Below are 21,203 nucleotides of genomic sequence, written 5' to 3'. Positions count from 1 at the left end.
TAACGTAGTGGATAATGTGAATAAATTAAGAAACTCTTATAAATTAAGGGTTTTAGTTGTGTATAACTATGTGGATAGTGTGGATATGTCAGAAAATTAGGCCAAAAAGGTTGAGTGTTATGTGGAGAAAAGTGTTGCTGGTTGTATTTATTAGTTTTCTAGTTATTCCAATCGTTGAAAGCCAAGCTGAACAAGTTGATGAATCAAAAAAAATTCTGGCTCTAATCGTACCTGGTTTGTCGTTTAACGAGGCGGAATGGCTCATCTATCATGGTGATTCATCGATATGGAAGAATGCCTCTTTTGGAGCCATGAACGTTCGGTCGGATGGACCTTATTCGTATTTGAATCACATGGTTACAATTGGAGCAGGTGCCAAAGCAGTCGGAGTACAAGGATGGAATAGCTTTGAGTTAGATGAGGAGATAAATGGTTTTGAAGCTAGTGAGTGGATGTACCAGCTTACTGGGTTCAAACCGATGACAGGATTAGTTCACCCTGATTATCACCGTTTAGAAGACAAAAATAAAGAAACAACTCACAAAGGGTCAGTTGGTCTTTTTGGAGAGATATTAAAGCAACATGATATTGCTAGAGCTGTGTACGGGCATAGCGATACGTTGGAGGAGAAGGTTCGGTATGGTTCGTTATTAGCGATTGATCAAAGCGGGTATGTGAGTGGACAGTTAAAAGAGGCTGTTCAACATAAAACCGGTGCTCCTTATGGGATCGAAATGAATGAGGATTTTCTTATCAACAAGTTGTCAACAAATGTGGAGAAAGGTAATCAGTTTTTTGTAATTGAGTGGGGGGATTTATATCGCCTTTATGACCAACAAAATTATATGGAGGTTCATCACTTTGAAAGGGAAGAAAAAAGACAACTAAAACGAATTAGTTCATTCGTAACAAGAGCAAGAAATGAAGTGGACCAAGTTTGGTTGTTAGCTCCAATGATGAATAAACAAGCGTATGATGAACGGAAGCAGCTTGCTCCTGTTTTCTATTGGGGAGAAAATGCAGGGGGATTTCTAACATCTAATACAACCAAGCAAGACTATTTGGTTAGTAGTCTTGATCTTATTCCGACGTTTCTTGCTGCTTATGATATACAAGAGAAGGGTTTTTCCGGAAATGCGATTAAGCAATCAAATATTGGAATGGTCGATAAAACACCAGTTATAACGAGGGTCAACGAAATCGTATTAATTTATAAAAGCCGTGCTAGTGTATTGTCCATTTATATTTCTTGTCTAGTTATTGCGTTGATTGTAGCCGCGATATTTGGCTTTCTTGGGGCGAATAAAAGACAAACTTGGCGCTATATAACTAGACTAATCTTGCTTTGTGCATTATGGTCGCCTTTTTGGTTTCTCGCCTTGGCTGGAGTTGTTGATAAATTGGGGATAGCAGGATTTGTCTTAACCTTAATAACTGGTTCTTTTTTATGTGGATATATTGTGGAAAGAACAGCTCGGAATCCAATCTTTTGGATAGGGTCTTTTACCTTTTTATTAATGACAATCGATGTTTTTATGGGATCTCCACTTATGCAACGGTCTTATTTAGGTTACGATCCCATCATAGGAGCAAGATATTATGGAATCGGCAATGAATTTGCAGGTGTGTACCTTATTTCAGCCATGATGTTGCTTCATCCTATTTTAACCCATTCCAATCGTGTCTTAAGAATTGCGTACATCACCATCATGCTTCTTTTCTTAACAATTGTTCTTGGAAAAAATACACTTGGTACGAACGCTGGAGCAACTTTGTCAGCGGGATTGGCCTTTGCTTTTTTATGTTACCGGTCGGTGTTTCAAACTTGGTCTTGGCGACTTCTAGTGCTTTTGTTTGGGGGGGCGCTTAGTTCGTTATTCATCCTTCTATATATGCTACAATTAACGGGAGAACAAACACACATAGGTTTGGCATTTGAACGATTATTAAATGGGGATCTTCTTTATATTAAAGACACCATTCAACGCAAATTAGCAATGAATTGGAAGATCTTTAAGCATTCAAATTGGACTCAATTGTTTGTTACGAGTTATTTGCTTGGTGCTGTAATTCTTTATCGAAAAAGACTACAGCTTAATGAGCTAGGAAAACAGCTCTTTTTACAAACGGGTGTCATATCGTCATTTGCCTTACTCTTATTAAATGATTCTGGAGTCGTTGCAGCGGCAACGTCCATGTTCTGTGTGGTATCAGCCCATTATTATTGGTTGTCAGTAAGCAAGGAGGAGAATGAGTTTGTCATTGGAAAAACGATTAATCCTGGCCAGGCGGTTGAGGATTAGTGTTCTTGTTATCATTGCCATCGGTCTTGCGATGGACTATTTTCCTCAGATGACAGGGGGAGCAGTTGGGAAAAATGCGATATTCGCCTTGGTTTTGTTCTGTTTTCTCGCTGCAGTGGTTGCGGAAATTTTGCTGCCTAGAAAGAAAAACAAAAAGGTAAATGTTCCGTTGTTTGAACATGATTTGTTTTTTATTATGTATGTCATTGCGTTAATTGCTTTATATACGTTCTTAGGTGGAAATTCGCAAATTGGGTTAACGATTGTTCATCCTGTACTATGGATATTTGTTGTCTATGCCTTTATCAAGTGGAATTTAGAAAGAAAGCAAGAAAAGGAAGAAGTAGAGTAAGGATTGAAAGACGAATCTGGCCTATTTGCTTGACTGCAAATAGGTCAGATTTTTTTTAGGTGAAAGTTTAAGTGATTCAATGAAATAGGGAAATCTATTGGAAGAGTAACGGCTTTTCCCTGAGAAGAACGCGTCTTTTTAATGGAAAAAGATGTCGAATAAAGCTAATAATTAGGACCAAATAGGAGACACTTTAACTAACATAGGATTTGTTCAGTACGACAGTTTGTAGCAGAAAGAGGGATCAGACGATGTTTCATCGGTTGGTATATATCTTACTCATGTTGCTAGTAATGATTAGTTTAATGGTCTCTATTAGTCCTGGTAGCACAGTGATAACGACGTCAAGTATAGAAACGGTTACTTTAAATACAGAGGAAGTATTTGACACAAAACAGAACGAAGGATCATTGCAGGTTAGGTATTTACATTTAAAAGCAGATCGTAAATCAGGAGATTCCATTTTCATCCAAAGTCCGGATGGATACACAATGTTAATTGATGCAGGGATGGTCGACACGGGAGAACAATTGGACAGGTATTTAGATCATTTATCTGTGGATCAGATTGATTATGTGATTGCGACACATCCACACCACGATCATATTGGTGGATACCATACTCTTTTGCAATCAAGAAAAATAGACACTCTGCTTATGCCAGAACTTCCACATACAACGGAAGTTTACTCCGTCTTTCTAAACAAAATGATCGAGAAAAACATTCGACCAACTTATGTAAAGGAGGGGGACCGATTTAAGCTTGGAGAAAACATTGACGTTGAATTTCTAAGTCCGAGCGAAGGGGAATTAGAAAAAGCAAGAAAGGAAAAGAAGCTTTCTACTAGAGATATAAATAATCTTTCCTTAGTCATTAAAGTAACTTATCAAGATCATAGCTTTCTATTTACGAGTGACATTTATCAGAAACAAGAGAAGCAATTAGTGCATTTTAAAAAAGAGCTGCTAGATGTCGACGTTTTGGATGCACCTCATCACGGTGATAGCACGTCTTCCTCTCAAGCGTTCATTAACGCTGTCAAACCACGATATACGATTATGAGTGCGAATATTTTTCAAAGTGATAAAGTTTATGAGCGTTATTTAAAAAGTGGGAGTGAAGTCTATGCGACAAGCATTCATGGTAATATTCTTGTCGTCTCAGACGGGGAGACAATTAGGATTATCCCTGAAAAAAAAGTGAAGCGATAAAATGGAAGCCTCACTACTCTTTTAGTAAAGGGTAGTGAGGCTAGCTCATTATTCTTGAAGTTGTTCCCATTCTTCCATAAGCGAATCAATACTTTTTTTGGCTTGATCGATTTCTTCTTGTAACAATTGGGCTTTCTCATGGTCCGAGTAAACAGCAGGATCACAAAGTTCTTCTTCTTTTTCTACTAATATGGTTTCTAATGATTCAATTTGACTTTCAATTTCTTCTATGCGTCGTGTGCGTTGACGCTCCATTTTTTTTGCCTCTTTATCTAATTCATAGGCTCGTTTATCGGATTGTTCACTTTCAGATTCAGCTACATTAGGGCCCTTTTTCCCATCAGAGTTCAGCAGTTCCCTTTGCAGCATTTCATCTTTCTTTTCAATGTAATAGTCGTAATCCCCAAGGTAATTGGTGATTTTTCCATTTTCAAGCTCAGCCATCCTCGTTGCAATCCGGTTTAGAAAATAACGGTCATGAGAGACAAATAAGAGTGTCCCAGGATAATCAATTAAGGAATTCTCTAGTATTTCCTTCGCGTCAAGGTCTAAGTGGTTCGTCGGCTCATCAAGTATGAGTAGATTAGCTTTTTGCATCATGAGTTTCGCTAAAGCAAGACGAGCCTTTTCTCCGCCACTTAATGCGGATACGGGTTTTAGTACATCATCGCCACTGAATAGAAAATTGCCGAGGACCGTTCGTATCTCTTTTTCAGGGACTAGCGAATAATCATCCCATAGTTCGTGCAGAACAAGTTTATTAGACTTAAGATTTGCTTGTTCTTGATCGTAATAACCAACGGTCACATTGCTGCCTAATTTAACGGTTCCGCCTTTTATAGGAATTTGATTCATAAGTGCTTTTAGAAGTGTCGTTTTTCCAGCTCCATTTGGTCCGATCAAAGCAATGCTTTCTCCTTTATCAATGGCAAGGTTAAGTCCGTTAAAAATGGTGTCCTCACCGTACGCGACATGAAGATCTTGAACACGGAGAACCTCATTTCCGCTCTGACGTTTAATATCAAATGAGAAGGAGGCCGACTTTTCAGATCCGGCAGGGCGATCGAGTAAAGTCATTCGTTCGAGTTGCTTTCTTCTACTTTGAGCACGTTTGGTCGTAGACGCTCTCGCTAGATTGCGTTGAATAAAATCTTCAAGTTTCGCGACTTCATCTTGTTGTCGTTCAAATTGCTTTAATTCTTGTTCGTAGCGCTTTGCTTTTTCGTCAAGATACGAGCTGTAGTTGCCAAGGTATTTCGTTGATTTCGTTCTAGAGATCTCAACAACACCTGTCACAATTTTATCTAGAAAATAGCGATCATGGGAAACGATCAAGATGGCTCCTTTATAAGACACCAAATATTGTTCTAGCCATGTTAGTGTAGCGATGTCTAGATGGTTGGTCGGTTCATCTAACACAAGAATATCGGGCTTTGTTAGAAGCAGCTTGGCAAGAGCAAGTCTTGTTTTCTGACCTCCGCTTAAAGTCGAGATCTTCGTTTGGTAATCGAAGTCAGCAAAGTTCATTCCTGATAATACGCCACGAATATCCGCTTCATATTGGTAGCCGCCTTGGTCTTTAAAGATCAATTGAAGTTGATCATATTCTTTTAACAGCTTTTCATATTTCGTTTGGCTTTCGAGTAAATCCGGGTCAGACATTTGGTGTTCCATCTCGCGGATTTGTTTTTCCATTTTTTGAAGTGGTTTAAAAACGGATAACATTTCCTCCCAAATCGATAAATCTGATTCGAGTCCTGTATGTTGAGCTAAATAACCAAGTTCAATTCCTTTTGGAATCATAAGCTGTCCGCTATCGTAAGAAAGTTGTCCAGCTATTATTTTAAGAAGCGTTGATTTCCCAGCACCATTTCTTCCTACTAGTGCAATCCGTTCACCCGTTTGAATATCGAGTTTAATATTTGTTAGAATGGGATCGACGCCAAATGATTTTGATATATTAATACATTGTAAGACAATCATAGGTTTCCTTCCTATCTGCAGAGAATCAGTTTCATCTAGTTTAAGTGTATCGCAGATTGGAGCTTTCAACAACTTCATGAACACTCAGGTTAAACGATTACAAACTCTGTGAAATAGTGTACAATATAGGTACGTTTAGAGCTCCAACTAGGGCAGGCGGTTAAGGGAGGCAATCCGATGAAAAATGACCAAACTAAGATTCCGCAAGCAACAGCAAAGCGTTTACCACTTTACTATAGATTTCTAGAAAATCTCTCTGCCTCAGGCAAGCAACGAGTATCGTCAACAGAATTAAGTGAGGCTGTGAAAGTGGATTCTGCTACGATTCGAAGAGATTTTTCTTATTTTGGAGCGCTTGGAAAAAAAGGATATGGGTATAATGTCAATTATTTGCTATCCTTTTTTCGTAAAACGCTTGATCAGGATGAATTAACAAAAGTGATTCTTGTGGGTGTCGGAAATTTAGGCACGGCCTTTTTGCATTATAATTTTTCGAAAAACAATAATACACAAATTGTCATGGCTTTTGATGTAGATGAGAATAAAATAGGAAGCGAAGTGGGTGGCGTACAGATTCATAACTTAAAGAATCTGAAAGAAGAGATGGACCCGGAAGTAACAGTAGCCATTTTAACCGTTCCTTCCGCTCCGGCACAAAAAATTGCTGATCAATTAGTAGAAGCAGGAATACAAGGAATATTGAACTTTACACCAGCTAGACTAGATGTACCAGAAAAAGTTCGAGTTCACCATATTGATTTGTCTGTTGAATTACAGTCATTGGTTTATTTTTTGAAGCATTATCCTGTGTAAAGGCATGGTCAAATGTCGTTTTTTTCCACTTTGCACAAGCTTGAAGCAAGTCGCAGAGCTGTTTCGTTCTAAGAGTGGGTGCTTTTATGATACGAAGTCTCTGGGGCCATTGCGATCTTTTGAAATACGCTCTATAATAACAAATAGTCGGACAAGGAGGTGCTCCCTATGGGTTTAGGAGCAGGTAGTATTGCCATTATTGCACTAGTTGCATTATTAATATTTGGTCCAAAGAAACTTCCAGAGCTAGGAAAAGCAGCTGGAAACACATTGCGTGAATTCAAGCAAGCAACAAAAGGCTTAGCAGATGATGATGAAGACAAGAAAAAAGAAAATGACAAAGCCTAAGTAGGAAGGGTCTATAAATGGAACAAAGAGACATGTCGGTGATGGAGCATATTGTGGAGCTGAGACGAAGAATAGTTATATCGCTCATCTTTTTCACGGTGGCACTGATCGCCGGCTTTTTTTTAGCGAAACCACTAATCATGTATTTACAAAGCACGCCAACAGCACAAGACTTACCGATGAATGCCTTTAAAATGACGGATCCGATTCGAATTTTTATGACATTTGCGGTTTCGATCGGCTTTATCTTCACATTTCCAGTGATCATGTATCAACTTTGGGCGTTTATTAGACCAGGGCTACATGAGAAAGAACAAAAAGCAACGCTTGCTTATATTCCGTTTGCTTTTATCTTATTTATAGCGGGTCTTTCGTTTGCCTATTTCATTTTATTTCCGTACATTATTCAATTTATGGGAAATCTAGCAGGCAGTCTAGGAATAACGGAGCAATACGGAGTCAATGAATACTTCTCCTTTTTGTTTCAGATTACACTCCCGTTTGGCATCCTCTTTCAGTTGCCAGTTGTTGTGATGTTTCTAACTCGACTAGGGATCATTACCCCAAGCTTCTTATCGCAAGTTCGAAAATTTGCTTACTTTGTCTTACTAGTTCTTGCGGGTTTTATTACACCACCAGAAATCATTTCACATTTAATGGTGACTGTACCGATGTTGCTCTTATATGAATTTAGTATTTGGGTATCTTATCTCACTTATCGTAAAGTACAAAAGGCAGAAAAAGAGCGCGAAGCAGGATTGGAAAAGTAGACGTATAATAGGAGGTACAAACTTAAATGGTTTGTATCTTTTTTTTATTTGGAGTTCCTATTAGAGTCACTCGCAAGTGTAAATAAATAGGGAAGGGATTGTGAAATATTGAACAAAGTTTGACAACTCTATGATTGCTATAGTCAAATCAAGAGATCTGACATATACTATGTGTATAGTAAGGTTGTGAAAACATTCACAATAAATTGTGAAACGTTGAACAATCTTTATAAAAAAAGGAGGAGTCAGCATGATTGGTCAATTTTTTAGAGAAAACAAATATATGGCAGGTGTTTGGTTATTCTTACGAGTGTATCTAGGTTGGTCTTGGTTAACTGCTGGTTGGGGAAAAGTAACTGGTGAGTTTAATGCAGGAGGATTTTTACAAGGGTCTGTTGCCAATCCAGTAATGAAAGGCGAAGCGGCTCTGTACCCAAATTATATTGCATTTCTTGAAAACTTTGCAATTCCGAATTCTGAAATCATTAGCTTTATGGTAGCATGGGGAGAGGTATTAGTTGGTTTAGGACTTATTTTAGGAGTATTAACCTCTGCCGCAGCATTCTTCGGAGTTGTCATGAATATGTCATTCTTATTTGCAGGCACTATTTCTACTAACCCTTGGATGATTTTAATCTCTATGTTCATCCTTGTAGCAGGTGCAAATGCTGGTAGATATGGTGGAGACAGATGGGTATTACCTTATGTGAAGCAAATGTTATTCGAAAATCGTCTTAATCAAGGAAAAGATAAGAACGTAAAACATCAATTAAAAGAAGCCATCTAATAAGAATGATTAGAGGTTGACTCAGGAGAGGTACGAGTTGACCTCGATTTGTTTTCTCGTTTGTTGACTGATGCCATTTCATGATATGATAAGTTTGGTATTTATTTCGATTGGCGAAATGGTGTGAGTGAAGAAAATGAAAGTATCAGAAAAGTGGTTGGTTGTTGTAGCGGTATTACTAGGGTCTTTTACGATGATTTTAAATAACAGTATGTTAAATCCAGCCGTGCCACAGCTAATGAATGTATTTGAAGCTGACGCGATTGCAACAGGCTGGGTCATTACGATATTTATGGTTACGATGGGAATGACGGTACCTGTTACTGGATATTTAGGAGATCGCTTTGGAAAAAAGAAGCTGTACGTAATAGGATTATTTATTTTTATCATTGGTTCGATTCTAGGTTCAATGTCTTGGAATCTCAGTTCTTTGATTGTGTTCCGAGGATTACAGGGTATTGGTGGTGGCGTGATGATACCATTATCGATGGCCCTTATTTTTGAGGCGTTTCCTCGTAAAGAACGAGGCTTGGCCACGGGGGTTTGGGGGATCTCCGCGATGATGGCCCCAACGATTGGTCCGACGTTTGGCGGATTCATATTAGAAACCCTGGAGTGGAAATACTTATTTCTAGTCAATGTTCCATTCGGTTTAATTGGGTTATGGTTTGCCCTCCGATATTTGCCGAGGACAAAAGCCAATCCAAATGTAACGTTTGATCGCTATGGCTTCGTAACTATTACCATAGGGGTAGGAGCGGTTTTGTATGCTTTAGGCCGAATGTCTGAGCTTGCGCATTTAACCAACCCAGTAAATTTACTTCTAGTCGTAATTGGAGTTGTCCTTTTGTACGTATTTGTACAAATTGAACGTAAAGTGAAGCAGCCATTATTAGATTTGACGTTGTTCCGCGTTCCTGCATATACGTTCAGTATGTTGATTGCGAGTATCTCGTCGATTGGTTTGTTTGCTGGAATTTTTCTTATTCCCTTATTAATTCAGCAAGTATATGGTCTTGGTCCGATCATGACGGGTCTTATCTTTTTACCATCCGCTCTCTTAACGGGTGTCTTCATGAGTGTCGGTGGTCGGATCCTTGACCGAAGGGGAGCAACAGGGGTGATCTCATCCGGTCTCATTATTTTGACCATTGGTACTCTGCCACTCGGGTTTATGACCATTGAAACATCACTTGTTGTCATCTTTATTTGGATGGCAGTTAGAGGAATCGGGATGGGTCTTTGCAGTATGCCGTCGACGACGACGGGAATGAACGCAATCCCTAGTCACTTGATCTCTCGTGGATCTGCCATGAATAATGTAATTAGGCAGATGAGCTCAGCGCTAGGTATCGTCTTTGTATCGATTTATTATGAAGTGAGAAGAGGCCAACTAGCGGTCACGATGAACTCATTCGAAGAAGCGAGTATTCAAGCAATCAACGAAGGATTCCTTGTCATAACCGTATTAACGGCCTTGTCGATACCAGCTGCTTTCTATTTAGAACGAGCATCACGCCAAGATGAAAAACGAATGGCAGCAGGATAAAAGAGTAGGTAAGAATGCTAAGCTAATCCGCAGTGAGCGACATCTCACTGCGGGTTTCTTTGTTGTGGCGAAGGGTAGAAGATGTTGTGCTTGGAAAAGTTGGTGAAAGTGATGAAACCAGGTAAAATTTTACTGAAGGTACTGCAACCATTCAACAACAGTGGTTGTCCCACGAAGAATGAAGATAGAAACAGACGAAGGGGAGAAGATGATTGACGTAGGATGGATTGCGATGTATCCATCTTTCCAAGAAGATCAACTCAAGGAATTTGTCAAACAACATAAATAAGAAAAGGCTGTCGTCAATAGAATGGGACGACAGCCTTTATTATTAGTCTTTTTTCTTTTTATTTTGATCTTGTAGCTGCTTAATCACTCGACGTAAGCGGTAGAAGCGATAAGCAATCATGAAGTCGATCGCTGCAAAAGATACAATTAAATAGCTCCAAAAATTCCAACCAGAGGTACTCACGTTTTGAATGGCAAAAAAGATGAGTAACACCCCTATTGAAAAATAAAGGAGAGCCATTGTAATGGGAGATGCTCTCATAATAACCCTCCAATTATGATGATGATTGATTGTTGGATCTGTTCAAGTTGCTCTAATATTTCTTCGAGTCTGTCTGCAAGTAAAACATTGACAATTGCGACAAAAAGATTTAAGGCAACATGGGCAATAATAGGAACAAGAATCCTACCTGTTTTTACATACAAAAAGGCAAAGACGAATCCCATCGCAGTATATACTAGTAAGTGTGTGAAATCCATATGAACAGCGGCAAATACTAAGGAACTAGCGAAGCCAGCAATCCAAAAACCAAATCTTTTATAGAGTGCTCCAAAAATGACTAAGCGAAACACAATCTCTTCAAGAATCGGACCAATAACGGAAATAACAATAATAAAGGCTGGAAATGCTTTCGCATATTGCACAATGGTTTCTGTATTCTCAGAGCCTGGTTCGATTCCGAGTACAAACATTTCAATTAATGCCGCAGCATATTGAGCAGCAAAAACTAGAAAAACCCCAATAACAGACCAACGAAGGGCTTCTCCTCTGGTTGAACGCTCAGAACGAGCATGACGATTTCTGATATCAGGTCTTAGGAGAAGAAGAATAATGACCAATCCAATTGTAAAACTGAACATGCTCCAAAGTCCAGGAATCCGCTCTATTTCAACGCCAAGTGATATTAAAAGAGGCATTCCTATAATAGCAGACAGTTGCATAATGGCATATGTAATTAGAATCCACCAATAACGTTTATTCAATGTACAAAGCTCCTTTATTAGAGGTAATGTAAAAATTTCATCAACATATTTTAACATAAGTATTCCAGAAAAGCAGAAGGAAAGCCTTGAGTCAGTCTCGAATTAATGCATAAAGCCCGTCTGTTTGGGTATGATAATGAAGGTTTGAATTTGGACATGTTCTTCCTACGTTATGTTAGAAATGCAAATTATATGAAAGTAAGTTACGATAAAACGTACCAGATAAAAACGAATTAATTATTAAAATGTAAACGTTTTGCAAATGTAATTTTTTTTTGCAAAACACTTGCAAAAAGATCCAGTTATTATTATTATAATAATTGTGTTAGCACTCGTTAGAGTCGAGTGCTAATAATAAAAATGTATAGAACTTGAAGGAGGGTGTTTTCCTTGTTAAAGCCGTTAGGTGATCGTGTTGTCATTGAATTAGTTGAATCAGAGGAAAAAACTGCAAGTGGAATTGTATTACCGGATTCTGCAAAAGAAAAACCTCAAGAAGGTAAAGTGATTGCTGTTGGTTCTGGTCGTGTGACAGAAAACGGTGAGCGCGTTGCTCTTGAAGTGAGTGAAGGAAATACAATTATCTTCTCAAAATATGCAGGTACTGAAGTGAAGTTTGAAGGAAAAGAATATTTAATTCTACGTGAAAGCGATATTCTTGCTGTTATTAGCTAATTTGAGTTTGAGACTCTACATATAAAATAAAATCTTAGGAGGTAATATCATGGCTAAGGAAATTAAATTTAGTGAAGACGCTCGTCGTTCTATGCTTCGTGGTGTAGATGCACTTGCGAACGCTGTGAAAGTTACACTTGGACCAAAAGGACGTAACGTGGTTCTAGAAAAGAAATTCGGTTCACCATTAATTACAAATGACGGTGTAACAATCGCAAAAGAAATCGAACTTGAAGATGCATTCGAAAACATGGGTGCGAAGCTTGTTGCTGAAGTAGCTAGCAAAACAAATGACATCGCAGGTGACGGTACTACGACTGCAACAGTTCTTGCACAAGCAATGATCCGCGAAGGTCTTAAAAACGTTACATCTGGTGCGAACCCAATGGTCATCCGTAAAGGGATTGAAAAAGCAACAGCTGCTGCTGTTACGGAATTAAGAAACATCTCTAAGCCAATCGAAGGAAAAGCTTCAATCGCACAAGTTGCTGCAATTTCTTCTGCTGACAATGAAGTCGGCGAAATCATTGCTGAAGCAATGGATCGTGTTGGTAACGACGGTGTTATCACAATCGAAGAATCAAAAGGTTTCTCTACAGAGCTTGAAGTTGTAGAAGGTATGCAATTCGACCGTGGATATGCATCTCCTTATATGGTAACGGACTCTGATAAGATGGAAGCGACTCTTGATAACCCTTATATCTTAATCACTGACAAGAAGATTTCTAACATTCAAGAAGTTCTTCCTGTTCTTGAGCAAGTTGTCCAACAAGGACGTCCGATCCTTATCATCGCTGAAGATGTTGAAGGTGAAGCTCTTGCAACACTAGTTGTGAACAAATTACGTGGTACATTCAATGCTGTAGCTGTTAAAGCTCCAGGATTTGGTGACCGTCGTAAAGCAATGCTTGAAGACATCGCTACATTAACAGGTGGAGAAGTGATTACAGAAGACCTAGGTCTTGACCTTAAGTCTGCTAACATCTCTCAACTTGGTCGCGCTAGTAAAGTTGTTGTAACTAAAGAGAACACAACAATCGTTGAAGGTGCTGGAGACGCTGCTCAAATCTCAGCTCGCGTTAACCAAATCAAAGCTCAACTTGAAGAAACAACTTCAGAATTTGACAAGGAAAAGCTTCAAGAGCGCCTTGCTAAATTAGCTGGTGGTGTTGCGGTTCTTAAAGTTGGTGCTGCGACTGAAACAGAATTAAAAGAGCGCAAACTACGTATTGAAGATGCTCTTAACTCTACTCGTGCTGCTGTCGAAGAAGGTATCGTAGCTGGTGGTGGAACTGCACTTATTAATGTAATCAAAGCTGTTCAAGCCGTTCAAGCTGATGGCGACGAAGCTACAGGTGTGAACATCGTCTTGCGTGCTCTTGAAGAGCCAGTTCGTCAAATCGCACACAACGCTGGTCTTGAAGGATCTGTCATCGTTGAACGTCTTAAAGGCGAAGCGATTGGCATGGGCTTCAACGCTGCAACTGGCGAGTGGGTAAACATGGTTGAAGCGGGTATCGTGGATCCAACTAAAGTTACACGTTCTGCACTTCAACACGCAGCAAGTGTATCTGCTATGTTCCTAACAACTGAAGCAGTTATCGCTGATAAGCCAGAAGAAAACGCTGGCGGCGGCATGCCTGACATGGGCGGCATGGGCGGAATGGGTGGAATGGGCGGCATGATGTGATAGTTGCTCAACCCCTTGGTATATAAGCGTTTTAAAGTGATTTGCTAACAAAATGCTAACATTGGGAATAAAAAAGAGGCTTCTCATAAGTTGACTAAACTTTTGAGGAGCCTTTTTTCTATTCACCTAAATTTGGACCAAATCGGTGTAGAGTAAATCATTGTATAGATAGTGGAAGAATAAAGGTAGTGAAGACGATTTTAACTAAATAAATTAAAATATAACCTCTAAAGGAACAATTTATAGTTAACATTTATATATTTTAGTGTTAACATTTTCAATGTAGTAATTAATACACTTTTATAAAAGTTCGTTAAATTTAAGACATTTTAAATTGAAAAATGGTGATAAAAATGGATGATCCAATATTAAAATTAAAAGAAAAAATATTAGATTTAACAGCTTCCCAACGTAAAGTTGCAGATTATATTCTTAAAAATCCAATGGAAGTTGCCTTTTTAACTGTAGATCAGTTAGCTGGTTTAGTTGGTACGAGTACGACAACTATTATGAGACTTACATTTAGCTTAAATTATACGGGCTATACAGAATTTCAAAAAGGACTTCAAGAGTTATTACGGAACCAAGCTGCGCCTCATACAAGGTTAGAGGCCAATTTAAAGGGTGTTTCCGAGAATGATTTGTGGACGCGTTGTGCGGAAAATCAAATTAGCAACATAAATAAAACAAAAGAAATTATTTCTAATGATACATTAATGCGTGTCTTAGATATGGTTATGTCCTCTAATCGAGTTTATTGTACAAGTGTGAAAAGTGGTTTACCTGTTGCACAGTACTTAACGTTTGGGTTAAATCGATTAATAGGAAATTGCGAGTTAATTGTAGCAGACCAAAGTGATTGGGTTGATTTGCATTTGAATCTAGACTCAAATGATTTGATTATCGCAACCAGCTTTCCAAGATACGCCAGAAGGATTGTTGATTTCGTATCTCAAGCAAAGGAGCGTAATGCCAAAATCATTGCGATTACAGATAGCTATTCTTCTCCTTTAATTAAGTATTCAGACATTGTTCTACCTTGTAACTCAGGAAGCTTAGCTTTTCATAATTCACCAATTGCTTCCATGGTTGTCGCAGATTATCTAATAAGTGCGATAGCTATAAATTATCCTGATAAGACAAAAGCACGTCTAGATAAAGTGAATGAAGTACTAACTAAAATTAATTATCATTACAATAATAATTAAAAAAGGTTGAAGGAAAGCGTTTTTAAGCTTTTCCTTCAACCTTTTTTTCGTTTCATTATTTTAAAAAGAAACTAAATTCTCAAAAAAATTAAAAGTAAGGGTTTACATAAAAGAGAGGCGATGGTAATATGATTTTAAAGTAGTAATAAATATTACGTAAGTATTTTAAGGTGTAATAAATACTACAAAGATAAATTTGCAACTTAATTTAATGAAGTTACCCCAATTTTTAAATAACGAATATTAAAAGCGTCTGAAAAAGAAATGAAAAAAACTTCATTAAGTTAAATAGGAAATTGTAGTATAGGCATGCCGAGGAATCTTAAACTAAAAGAATTGAGGGGAGAAAAGTTGTGAGTAATTTACCTCCGTTATTATCGATTGATATTATTGAAAGGGTCAAGAAACTAAACACTACTCTTTTATCAGATGCAATGGGATGTACTGGTTCTATGGACTACAAAATAAAACCTGTGACAAATACAGTAAAGGTAGTGGGTACGGCGCTAACTGTAAGTTTAAGACCGGGAGATAATCTATTTTTACATCAAGCAATCCATATTGGTGAGGAAGGGTATGTAATCGTTGTTGATGGTAAGGGTCATACCCAAAATGCTTACCTAGGTGAACTAATGGCATTTGCTGCTAAAGCTAGAGGGTTAGAAGGAATAATTATTGATGGCTTAGTAAGAGATAAAGATATTCTTAGTCAACTAGATTTTCCGATTTTTGCAACAGGATTTATTCCGAATGGCCCTCTTAAAGATGGTCCAGGGAAAATTAATACGTTGATCTCATGTGGAGGTGTCTCAGTTCAACCAGGAGATTTAATCATCGGTGATGATGATGGGGTTATCGCAGTTCCTAAAGATGAAATTGAAACAGCTTTATTAAAAGCAGAGAAAAAATTAGAATATGAAAACAATAGAATAGAAATTATTAAACAATATGAAGAAAGACGCAAAGCAGGGGAAGCAACAGGCAGTATTGAGCCACCTTGGTTAAAGGAAAAAATTGAATCGTTTAGATAAAAGTGTGTTGGAGGAGGAGAAAATGAAATTAGGATTTATCGGTTTTGGAGAGGCATCATATGAAATGTCAATGGGTTTGAAAGAAGAAGGTCTAAAAAATATAGTAGCTTTTGACCCATTATGTAATGACGAAAAATTTGGAGGGCTCATTAAAGAACGTGCTAATAAAGCAAATGTAGTTCTTAAAAAAGCTCCAGATATCGTTGTTAGCGAAGTGGATGTTTTGATTGTAGCAGTACCAGCGGATAAAGCACTGGCCGTTAGTCAATCATTAATTCCTAATTTAAAAGAGGATAGTGTTTATATTGACGTATCCGCTTCCACACCAGATGTGAAGACAAAAATAAGTCAATGTGTTAATAAAAAAGGCATTACATTCGTAGATGTTGCGATGATGGGACCTTTACCAGTGTATAAGCATCAAGTTCCGATACTTGCTAGTGGTGACGGTACAGATAAGTTCATTGAACTAATGTCAAAGTATAACATGAAAATCAGTAAAGTAAGTGATACCGCTGGAGAGGCTTCAGCTGTTAAATTGATCCGTAGCATATTTATGAAAGGGCTTCCATCTCTGTTGTTTGAAATGCTTGAGGCTGCTAGAAAATTTAATGTAGAAGAACTAGTGGTGAAATCAATCAGTGAAACGATGGATAGTAAGACTTTTGAAGAAACGATGAATAGATTAGTTACGGGAACATCTATTCATGCACTTAGAAGATCTGTAGAATTAGAAGGTACAATTAAAATGTTAGAAGCTGCAAAAGTAGATAACCTAATGTCAAAAGGAGCTTGTGAAAAACTTCAAAAGGTTGGAGAATTTAATTTTAAAGAAAAATTCGCAGGGGAAACTCCAAGTTCTTGGTCACAAGTAATTGATGCTATGCAAGTAAAAAATATTTAAGTAAGAGATTTTAGGAAATGGATATTGAGATCTTATAGGTATTGATTTTAGAAATGGAATTTTCATAAAGTCAAAACAAATTACTTTAGACTTTGAATTTTAATTTAGGTGAAAGGAGGAAAAAAATGCGGATTTTACATCAAGATGTTTTCATTGGGATTGGGATGCTAATACTTTCACTTTTTCTTTATATTAAAACATTTGAGTTTGCTGGTGAGGCTGCTCTTTATCCCAGAGGGCTTCTTCTTCTATTAATAATTTTTGGAATACTCATTGTTTATGGTGGATTTAAGAAAACAAAGCAATTAAAAGAGGGGAAGGATGTTCAATCTGAGGGAGAAGAAGAGAAATTAACTTTCACTATTCTTAAATCCCCGCTGACTATTTTATTACTTGTTATGATATATGCAGGACTAATAAGTTTGATAGGTTTTTTTCCATCAACAATACTATTTGTAATTGTTTTTTTATGGTATGTAGGAGTGAAAAAGTGGACGGTGTATGTTTATACGGTGGTTGGATTAAACTTATTTATTTACGTTCTCTTCGTACTTCAACTAAATGTTCAGCTTCCGGTAGGGGCATTGTTTAATTAGAAGGAGGAGACTATGAATTCAGAAATGCTACTTCAAGTATTTGGTCAGTTATTTACATTTCAAGTTTTGTTTGCAATTACAATGGGAGTTATTGGCGGAATTATTGTTGGTTCGCTACCTGGTTTAAGTGCCACAATGGCTATAGCCTTAATGATACCTGTTACGTTTGGTATGGATCCAATAGCAGGATTAACAATGCTTACGGCTATTTACACTGGTGCCATTTATGGAGGATCCATCTCAGCCATTCTTATTCATACTCCAGGTACTCCGTCATCGGCAGCGACAAGTCTTGATGGTTATCAATTAACATTAAAAGGTAAAGGTGCAAAGGCCCTTGGAGTTTCAACGATCTCATCAATGATTGGTGGATTTATTAGTGCCATAGCATTACTTTTTCTGGCTCCGCCGTTATCAAGAATCTCATTAATGTTCAGTGCTCCTGAATATTTCTTAATCGCAGTATTTGGGTTAACAATTATTGGCGGCTTAGCTACCAAATCAATGGTTAAAGGTCTAGCAGGAGGAGTTATTGGTTTACTTATTGGTACTATTGGTATGGATATTTTAACAGGTTACTCTAGATTTACATTTGACTTTGTGTCTCTTCAATCAGGTGTTCCGATTATACCAGCGATGATTGGATTATTCTCATTGTCGCAAGTTATGATTCAGGCGGAGAAACTTGGAAGAAAAGATACTAGTAAGATTGTCTCGAAAGTGAAGGGTAAAGTTTTACTGACGCTTAAAGAGTTTAGGCAGATTTGGGTGACTATCATTCGCTCATCAGGAATTGGAACTTTTGTAGGAATGTTGCCTGGTGCTGGTGCGGATATTGGTTCTTGGGTTGGTTATAATGAGGCGAAACGTTTTTCGAAGAATAAGGAAGAATTCGGAAAAGGAAGTATCGAAGGTGTTGCTGCATCTGAGGCAGCCAATAATGCTGTAACAGGAGGTTCACTCATTCCATTATTGACATTAGGTATACCAGGTAATGTAGCGACAGCCGTTTTTTTAGGTGGTTTAATGATTCAAGGTTTGGTGCCAGGTCGCGAGTTATTTACTACCCATGCGAATATAACTTACTCAGTTATTATTGGGTTTATATTAGCTAACATCTTGATGGGAATTATTGGGCTACTTGGAGCAAGGTATTTAGTCAAAATATCCGAAATTTCGGTAAGTGTTTTAGCCCCGCTTATTATTGGTTTTAGTGTGGTGGGATCTTATGCGATTAGTAACAACATTTTTGATATTTGGGTTATGATTGTTTTTGGATTTATCGGCTATATAATTCGTAAGACTGGTTTTCATCCTGCTCCGATTATTCTTGGAATGATTTTAGGACCAATTGGCGAGCAGGGTTTTAGACAATCTCTCGTTATGGCTAAAGGGGATATTCTTCCATACTTTTTTTCTCGTCCGATTTCGGTTGTCTTAATCTTGTTAATAGTCATTACACTCTTTTCACCTTTAATAATGAAGTGGTGGAAGAATAGAAAAACAAATAACTTAAAACAGGTGTAGACCATATAAGTGGTTACAAAATAAATCAGTATTAATGAAAGTATTTGAGGTGAAGGAATGGCTACTTGGGGATTTAAAGGTGGATTAAAGTGGTTCAATAGTGGTTTTGTAGAAAATGAGGAAGTGAAAATTGATGTAATAAATGAGTTGGATCGAGAATTTGAACTTCCTGACGGGTGTTTAATTGTTCCAGGTTTGGTTGATTTCCATTGTCATGTTTGGGCTCCTGGAGCGTCAGTTGGAGTTACTGACATAGAATATCTTTCTTCGGGAGTTGTAGCTGTTGTAGATGCAGGAACGTTTGGCTATGATGGCTGGGCGAATGCGGACCGCTTATGGCAAAATAGTCAGATTGAAATTAGTTCTTGGCTTTCAGTACTTCCAGAAGGATTAACCCTACATCCTAATCCAAATCCAACGAAACCAGAGAACATTTCCATGGAACGCTTATTGGAAACAGCATCATTGTCGGGGCAAAGGCTCTATGGTTTCAAAGTGAGATTAGGACAAAGGGGTGTAGAAAATGATCGAGGTTTACTTAGAGTAGCTCGTGAAGCAGCGGAGAAAAGCGAACTAAAAATGATGGTTCATCTTACTGACACCAGTCTTACAATAGATGAAGTGTTAGATACTTTAAGACCAAATGATATTTTGACACATCCGTATCACGGAAAAAAAGGTAATATCTTAGATGCGAAGGGAAAAGTAGCAACCTGTTTTTTGGATGCAGTTGAGAAAGGTCTGCTATTAGATGTCGGACAAGGCAGCAAGCATTTCTCTTGGAAGGTATTTAAGCAAGCGATTTCAGAAGGATTAAAGCCGCATTTTATTAGTTCAGACCTTGTAAGAAACACGTGGAAAAAACCGCCTGTAGATGATATGAGCTATATCGTATCTCGCTTTATTGCGGGTGGACTATCAAAAGATGAAGTATTCTCATCTTTGTTGAATAATGCTACTGATTTTATGGGGATAAAGATTGATCCTACTAAAAACCTCGTTGTTTTACAGCCAGATTACTCGAAAATTTCCTATTCGGATTCGGAAGATATCTTGGAGGGGAATATTAGGTATTCACCTGTAATTCAAATTTTTAATGGAAAATCTATATTTGTAGCTGATTACTTATCAAAATAAAACCAATTAAGAGGTAGGAGAGGTTAATTATGAAGAAGTTTCTAGGTATATGTATTGTGTTTTTTCTTTTAGTAACCATAACAGCATGCGGGACAGATGGGAATAACCAGCCTTCCGGGGGAACTGCAAATGAAAGTAATAGTGATTTCCCTAATAAGCCAATCAGCGTCATTGTTCCTTTTGCAGCAGGTGGTGGAATGGATACAGCAACGAGAATTCTTACTCCTTATTTAGAAAATGAGTTAGGTGTACCAGTAAATGTAATTAATAAAACAGGTGCGGGAGGATGGGTTGGTTGGGCTGATGTGGCAAATGCCAATCCGGATGGCTATACGATTGGATATATAGGTACACCTAATTTCATAACAGGTTATTTAGATCCTAGACAAAATAGAGAACAAAACTTAGATAGCTTTTCGATGCTTGGTAAACACGTTACTGACCGGGTGGTGATGGCCGTTAAAAAGGATGAGACTCGTTTCACTGATATTAAAGAATTGATAGAGTATGCGCAAAGTAATGAGTTGACATCAACATCGACTGGAGTTGGCAGTAACGGTCACATTGTTTCTTTAAAATTGAATCAAGAGCATGGAACAAACATTACTACTGTTCATAATCAAGGTGCTGCAGAAAGTTCGGCAGCTGTAATGGGAGGACATATAGACATTTTATTTGCAAACTTAGGAGACATTAGATCATCGCGCGAAGACCTTGAAATTCTGACTATATTTGCTGAAGAAAGATCTCCACTTTTACCTGATGTACCAACATTCGAAGAGTCTGGTTTTGGTGTTATACTTGCAGGCGTGGATCGTGGCTTTTTAACTCCTAATGGAGTAGATGACGAGACATTGGCGATTTTGCGTCAGGCTTTTGAGAATGCCATAAATCATGAGGAGCAGGTTGAGAAACAAGTAGAAATGGGTCTTCAATCTGATTATAAAAATTACAATGAGTTTGAACAAGAACTAAGAGATATAGAGCAAACCTTAATTGAGTTGGAAGATCTAATCTGGGAATAAACAACGACCTCTTACTTAAAGT

General features: G+C 37.9%; 20 protein-coding genes. 17 read left to right on the top strand and 3 right to left on the bottom strand.

Annotated elements, in window-relative coordinates; all coding sequences use genetic code 11:
- Nucleotides 1-119: 119 nt before the first annotated feature.
- The 3 genes from PQ474_RS19425 (at nucleotide 120) to PQ474_RS19415 (ending at nucleotide 3,866) form a co-directional block, all read left to right on the top strand.
- Nucleotides 120-2,303 (top strand): hypothetical protein, encoded by a 2,184-nt coding sequence (locus tag PQ474_RS19425; protein ID WP_273846923.1) that lies wholly within the window; start codon nucleotides 120-122, stop codon nucleotides 2,301-2,303.
- Entirely contained in the window at nucleotides 2,257-2,655 is a 399-nt protein-coding gene (locus PQ474_RS19420; protein ID WP_273846920.1) for a hypothetical protein, read from the top strand. Before PQ474_RS19425 ends, PQ474_RS19420 begins: the two co-directional genes overlap by 47 nt.
- 251 nt (nucleotides 2,656-2,906) lie before the next feature.
- Nucleotides 2,907-3,866: a ComEC/Rec2 family competence protein gene (locus tag PQ474_RS19415; RefSeq protein ID WP_273846917.1), complete on the top strand. Its 960-nt coding sequence runs from the start codon at nucleotides 2,907-2,909 to the stop codon at nucleotides 3,864-3,866.
- A 48-nt stretch (nucleotides 3,867-3,914) separates the two neighbouring features.
- On the opposite strand, the gene PQ474_RS19410 is transcribed toward PQ474_RS19415, so the two are convergent.
- Nucleotides 3,915-5,849 (bottom strand): ABC-F family ATP-binding cassette domain-containing protein, encoded by a 1,935-nt coding sequence (locus PQ474_RS19410; protein WP_273846914.1) that lies wholly within the window; start codon nucleotides 5,847-5,849, stop codon nucleotides 3,915-3,917.
- A gap of 177 nt (nucleotides 5,850-6,026) precedes the next feature.
- Between PQ474_RS19410 and PQ474_RS19405 the strand changes: the two genes are divergently transcribed.
- The 5 genes from PQ474_RS19405 (at nucleotide 6,027) to PQ474_RS19385 (ending at nucleotide 10,116) form a co-directional block, all read left to right on the top strand.
- Nucleotides 6,027-6,662: a redox-sensing transcriptional repressor Rex gene (locus tag PQ474_RS19405; RefSeq protein ID WP_273846911.1), complete on the top strand. Its 636-nt coding sequence runs from the start codon at nucleotides 6,027-6,029 to the stop codon at nucleotides 6,660-6,662.
- Between the two features lie 168 nt (nucleotides 6,663-6,830).
- Nucleotides 6,831-7,010, top strand: coding sequence for a twin-arginine translocase TatA/TatE family subunit (locus tag PQ474_RS19400; RefSeq protein WP_273846908.1), 180 nt, complete (start codon nucleotides 6,831-6,833; stop codon nucleotides 7,008-7,010).
- A 17-nt stretch (nucleotides 7,011-7,027) separates the two neighbouring features.
- Nucleotides 7,028-7,780, top strand: a complete 753-nt coding sequence (gene tatC / locus PQ474_RS19395) for a twin-arginine translocase subunit TatC (protein ID WP_273846905.1) — start codon at nucleotides 7,028-7,030, stop codon at nucleotides 7,778-7,780.
- A 250-nt stretch (nucleotides 7,781-8,030) separates the two neighbouring features.
- Complete coding sequence (locus PQ474_RS19390; protein ID WP_273846903.1) at nucleotides 8,031-8,567, top strand: DoxX family protein; 537 nt, start codon at nucleotides 8,031-8,033, stop codon at nucleotides 8,565-8,567.
- A gap of 136 nt (nucleotides 8,568-8,703) precedes the next feature.
- A complete protein-coding gene (locus PQ474_RS19385; RefSeq protein WP_273846900.1) occupies nucleotides 8,704-10,116 on the top strand; it encodes an MDR family MFS transporter in 1,413 nt (470 codons plus the stop codon).
- Between the two features lie 331 nt (nucleotides 10,117-10,447).
- On the opposite strand, the gene PQ474_RS19380 is transcribed toward PQ474_RS19385, so the two are convergent.
- Entirely contained in the window at nucleotides 10,448-10,666 is a 219-nt protein-coding gene (locus tag PQ474_RS19380; RefSeq protein ID WP_273846898.1) for a YdiK family protein, read from the bottom strand.
- Nucleotides 10,663-11,388, bottom strand: coding sequence for a CPBP family intramembrane glutamic endopeptidase (locus PQ474_RS19375; protein WP_273846895.1), 726 nt, complete (start codon nucleotides 11,386-11,388; stop codon nucleotides 10,663-10,665). Before PQ474_RS19375 ends, PQ474_RS19380 begins: the two co-directional genes overlap by 4 nt.
- A gap of 390 nt (nucleotides 11,389-11,778) precedes the next feature.
- Here PQ474_RS19375 and groES point away from each other — a divergent pair, with 390 nt between their 5' ends.
- From groES to PQ474_RS19330, 9 genes are all read left to right on the top strand, one after another.
- Nucleotides 11,779-12,063 carry a co-chaperone GroES gene (groES, locus tag PQ474_RS19370; protein WP_273846892.1) on the top strand — a complete coding sequence of 95 codons (285 nt, stop codon included), beginning with the start codon at nucleotides 11,779-11,781 and terminating at the stop codon, nucleotides 12,061-12,063.
- Between the two features lie 49 nt (nucleotides 12,064-12,112).
- Nucleotides 12,113-13,753: a chaperonin GroEL gene (groL, locus tag PQ474_RS19365; RefSeq protein ID WP_273846889.1), complete on the top strand. Its 1,641-nt coding sequence runs from the start codon at nucleotides 12,113-12,115 to the stop codon at nucleotides 13,751-13,753.
- Nucleotides 13,754-14,106: 353 nt separating this feature from the next.
- Entirely contained in the window at nucleotides 14,107-14,961 is an 855-nt protein-coding gene (locus PQ474_RS19360) for a MurR/RpiR family transcriptional regulator (RefSeq protein ID WP_273846886.1), read from the top strand.
- A 353-nt stretch (nucleotides 14,962-15,314) separates the two neighbouring features.
- Entirely contained in the window at nucleotides 15,315-15,992 is a 678-nt protein-coding gene (locus PQ474_RS19355) for an RraA family protein (protein WP_273846880.1), read from the top strand.
- A gap of 22 nt (nucleotides 15,993-16,014) precedes the next feature.
- Nucleotides 16,015-16,896: an NAD(P)-dependent oxidoreductase gene (locus tag PQ474_RS19350; protein ID WP_273846877.1), complete on the top strand. Its 882-nt coding sequence runs from the start codon at nucleotides 16,015-16,017 to the stop codon at nucleotides 16,894-16,896.
- Nucleotides 16,897-17,021: 125 nt separating this feature from the next.
- Nucleotides 17,022-17,492 (top strand): tripartite tricarboxylate transporter TctB family protein, encoded by a 471-nt coding sequence (locus tag PQ474_RS19345; protein WP_273846876.1) that lies wholly within the window; start codon nucleotides 17,022-17,024, stop codon nucleotides 17,490-17,492.
- A 12-nt stretch (nucleotides 17,493-17,504) separates the two neighbouring features.
- Nucleotides 17,505-19,019, top strand: coding sequence for a tripartite tricarboxylate transporter permease (locus PQ474_RS19340; RefSeq protein ID WP_273846873.1), 1,515 nt, complete (start codon nucleotides 17,505-17,507; stop codon nucleotides 19,017-19,019).
- 57 nt (nucleotides 19,020-19,076) lie between these two features.
- A complete protein-coding gene (locus tag PQ474_RS19335) occupies nucleotides 19,077-20,156 on the top strand; it encodes an amidohydrolase family protein (RefSeq protein ID WP_273846869.1) in 1,080 nt (359 codons plus the stop codon).
- A 29-nt stretch (nucleotides 20,157-20,185) separates the two neighbouring features.
- A complete protein-coding gene (locus PQ474_RS19330) occupies nucleotides 20,186-21,181 on the top strand; it encodes a tripartite tricarboxylate transporter substrate binding protein (protein WP_273846867.1) in 996 nt (331 codons plus the stop codon).
- Nucleotides 21,182-21,203: the final 22 nt, after the last annotated feature.

The sequence above is a fragment of the Halalkalibacter alkalisediminis genome, from assembly GCF_028610705.1.
In the GTDB taxonomy this organism is placed as follows: Bacteria; Bacillota; Bacilli; order Bacillales; family Bacillaceae_D; genus Halalkalibacter; species Halalkalibacter alkalisediminis.
This window is presented reverse-complemented; position numbering and strand designations above follow the sequence as displayed.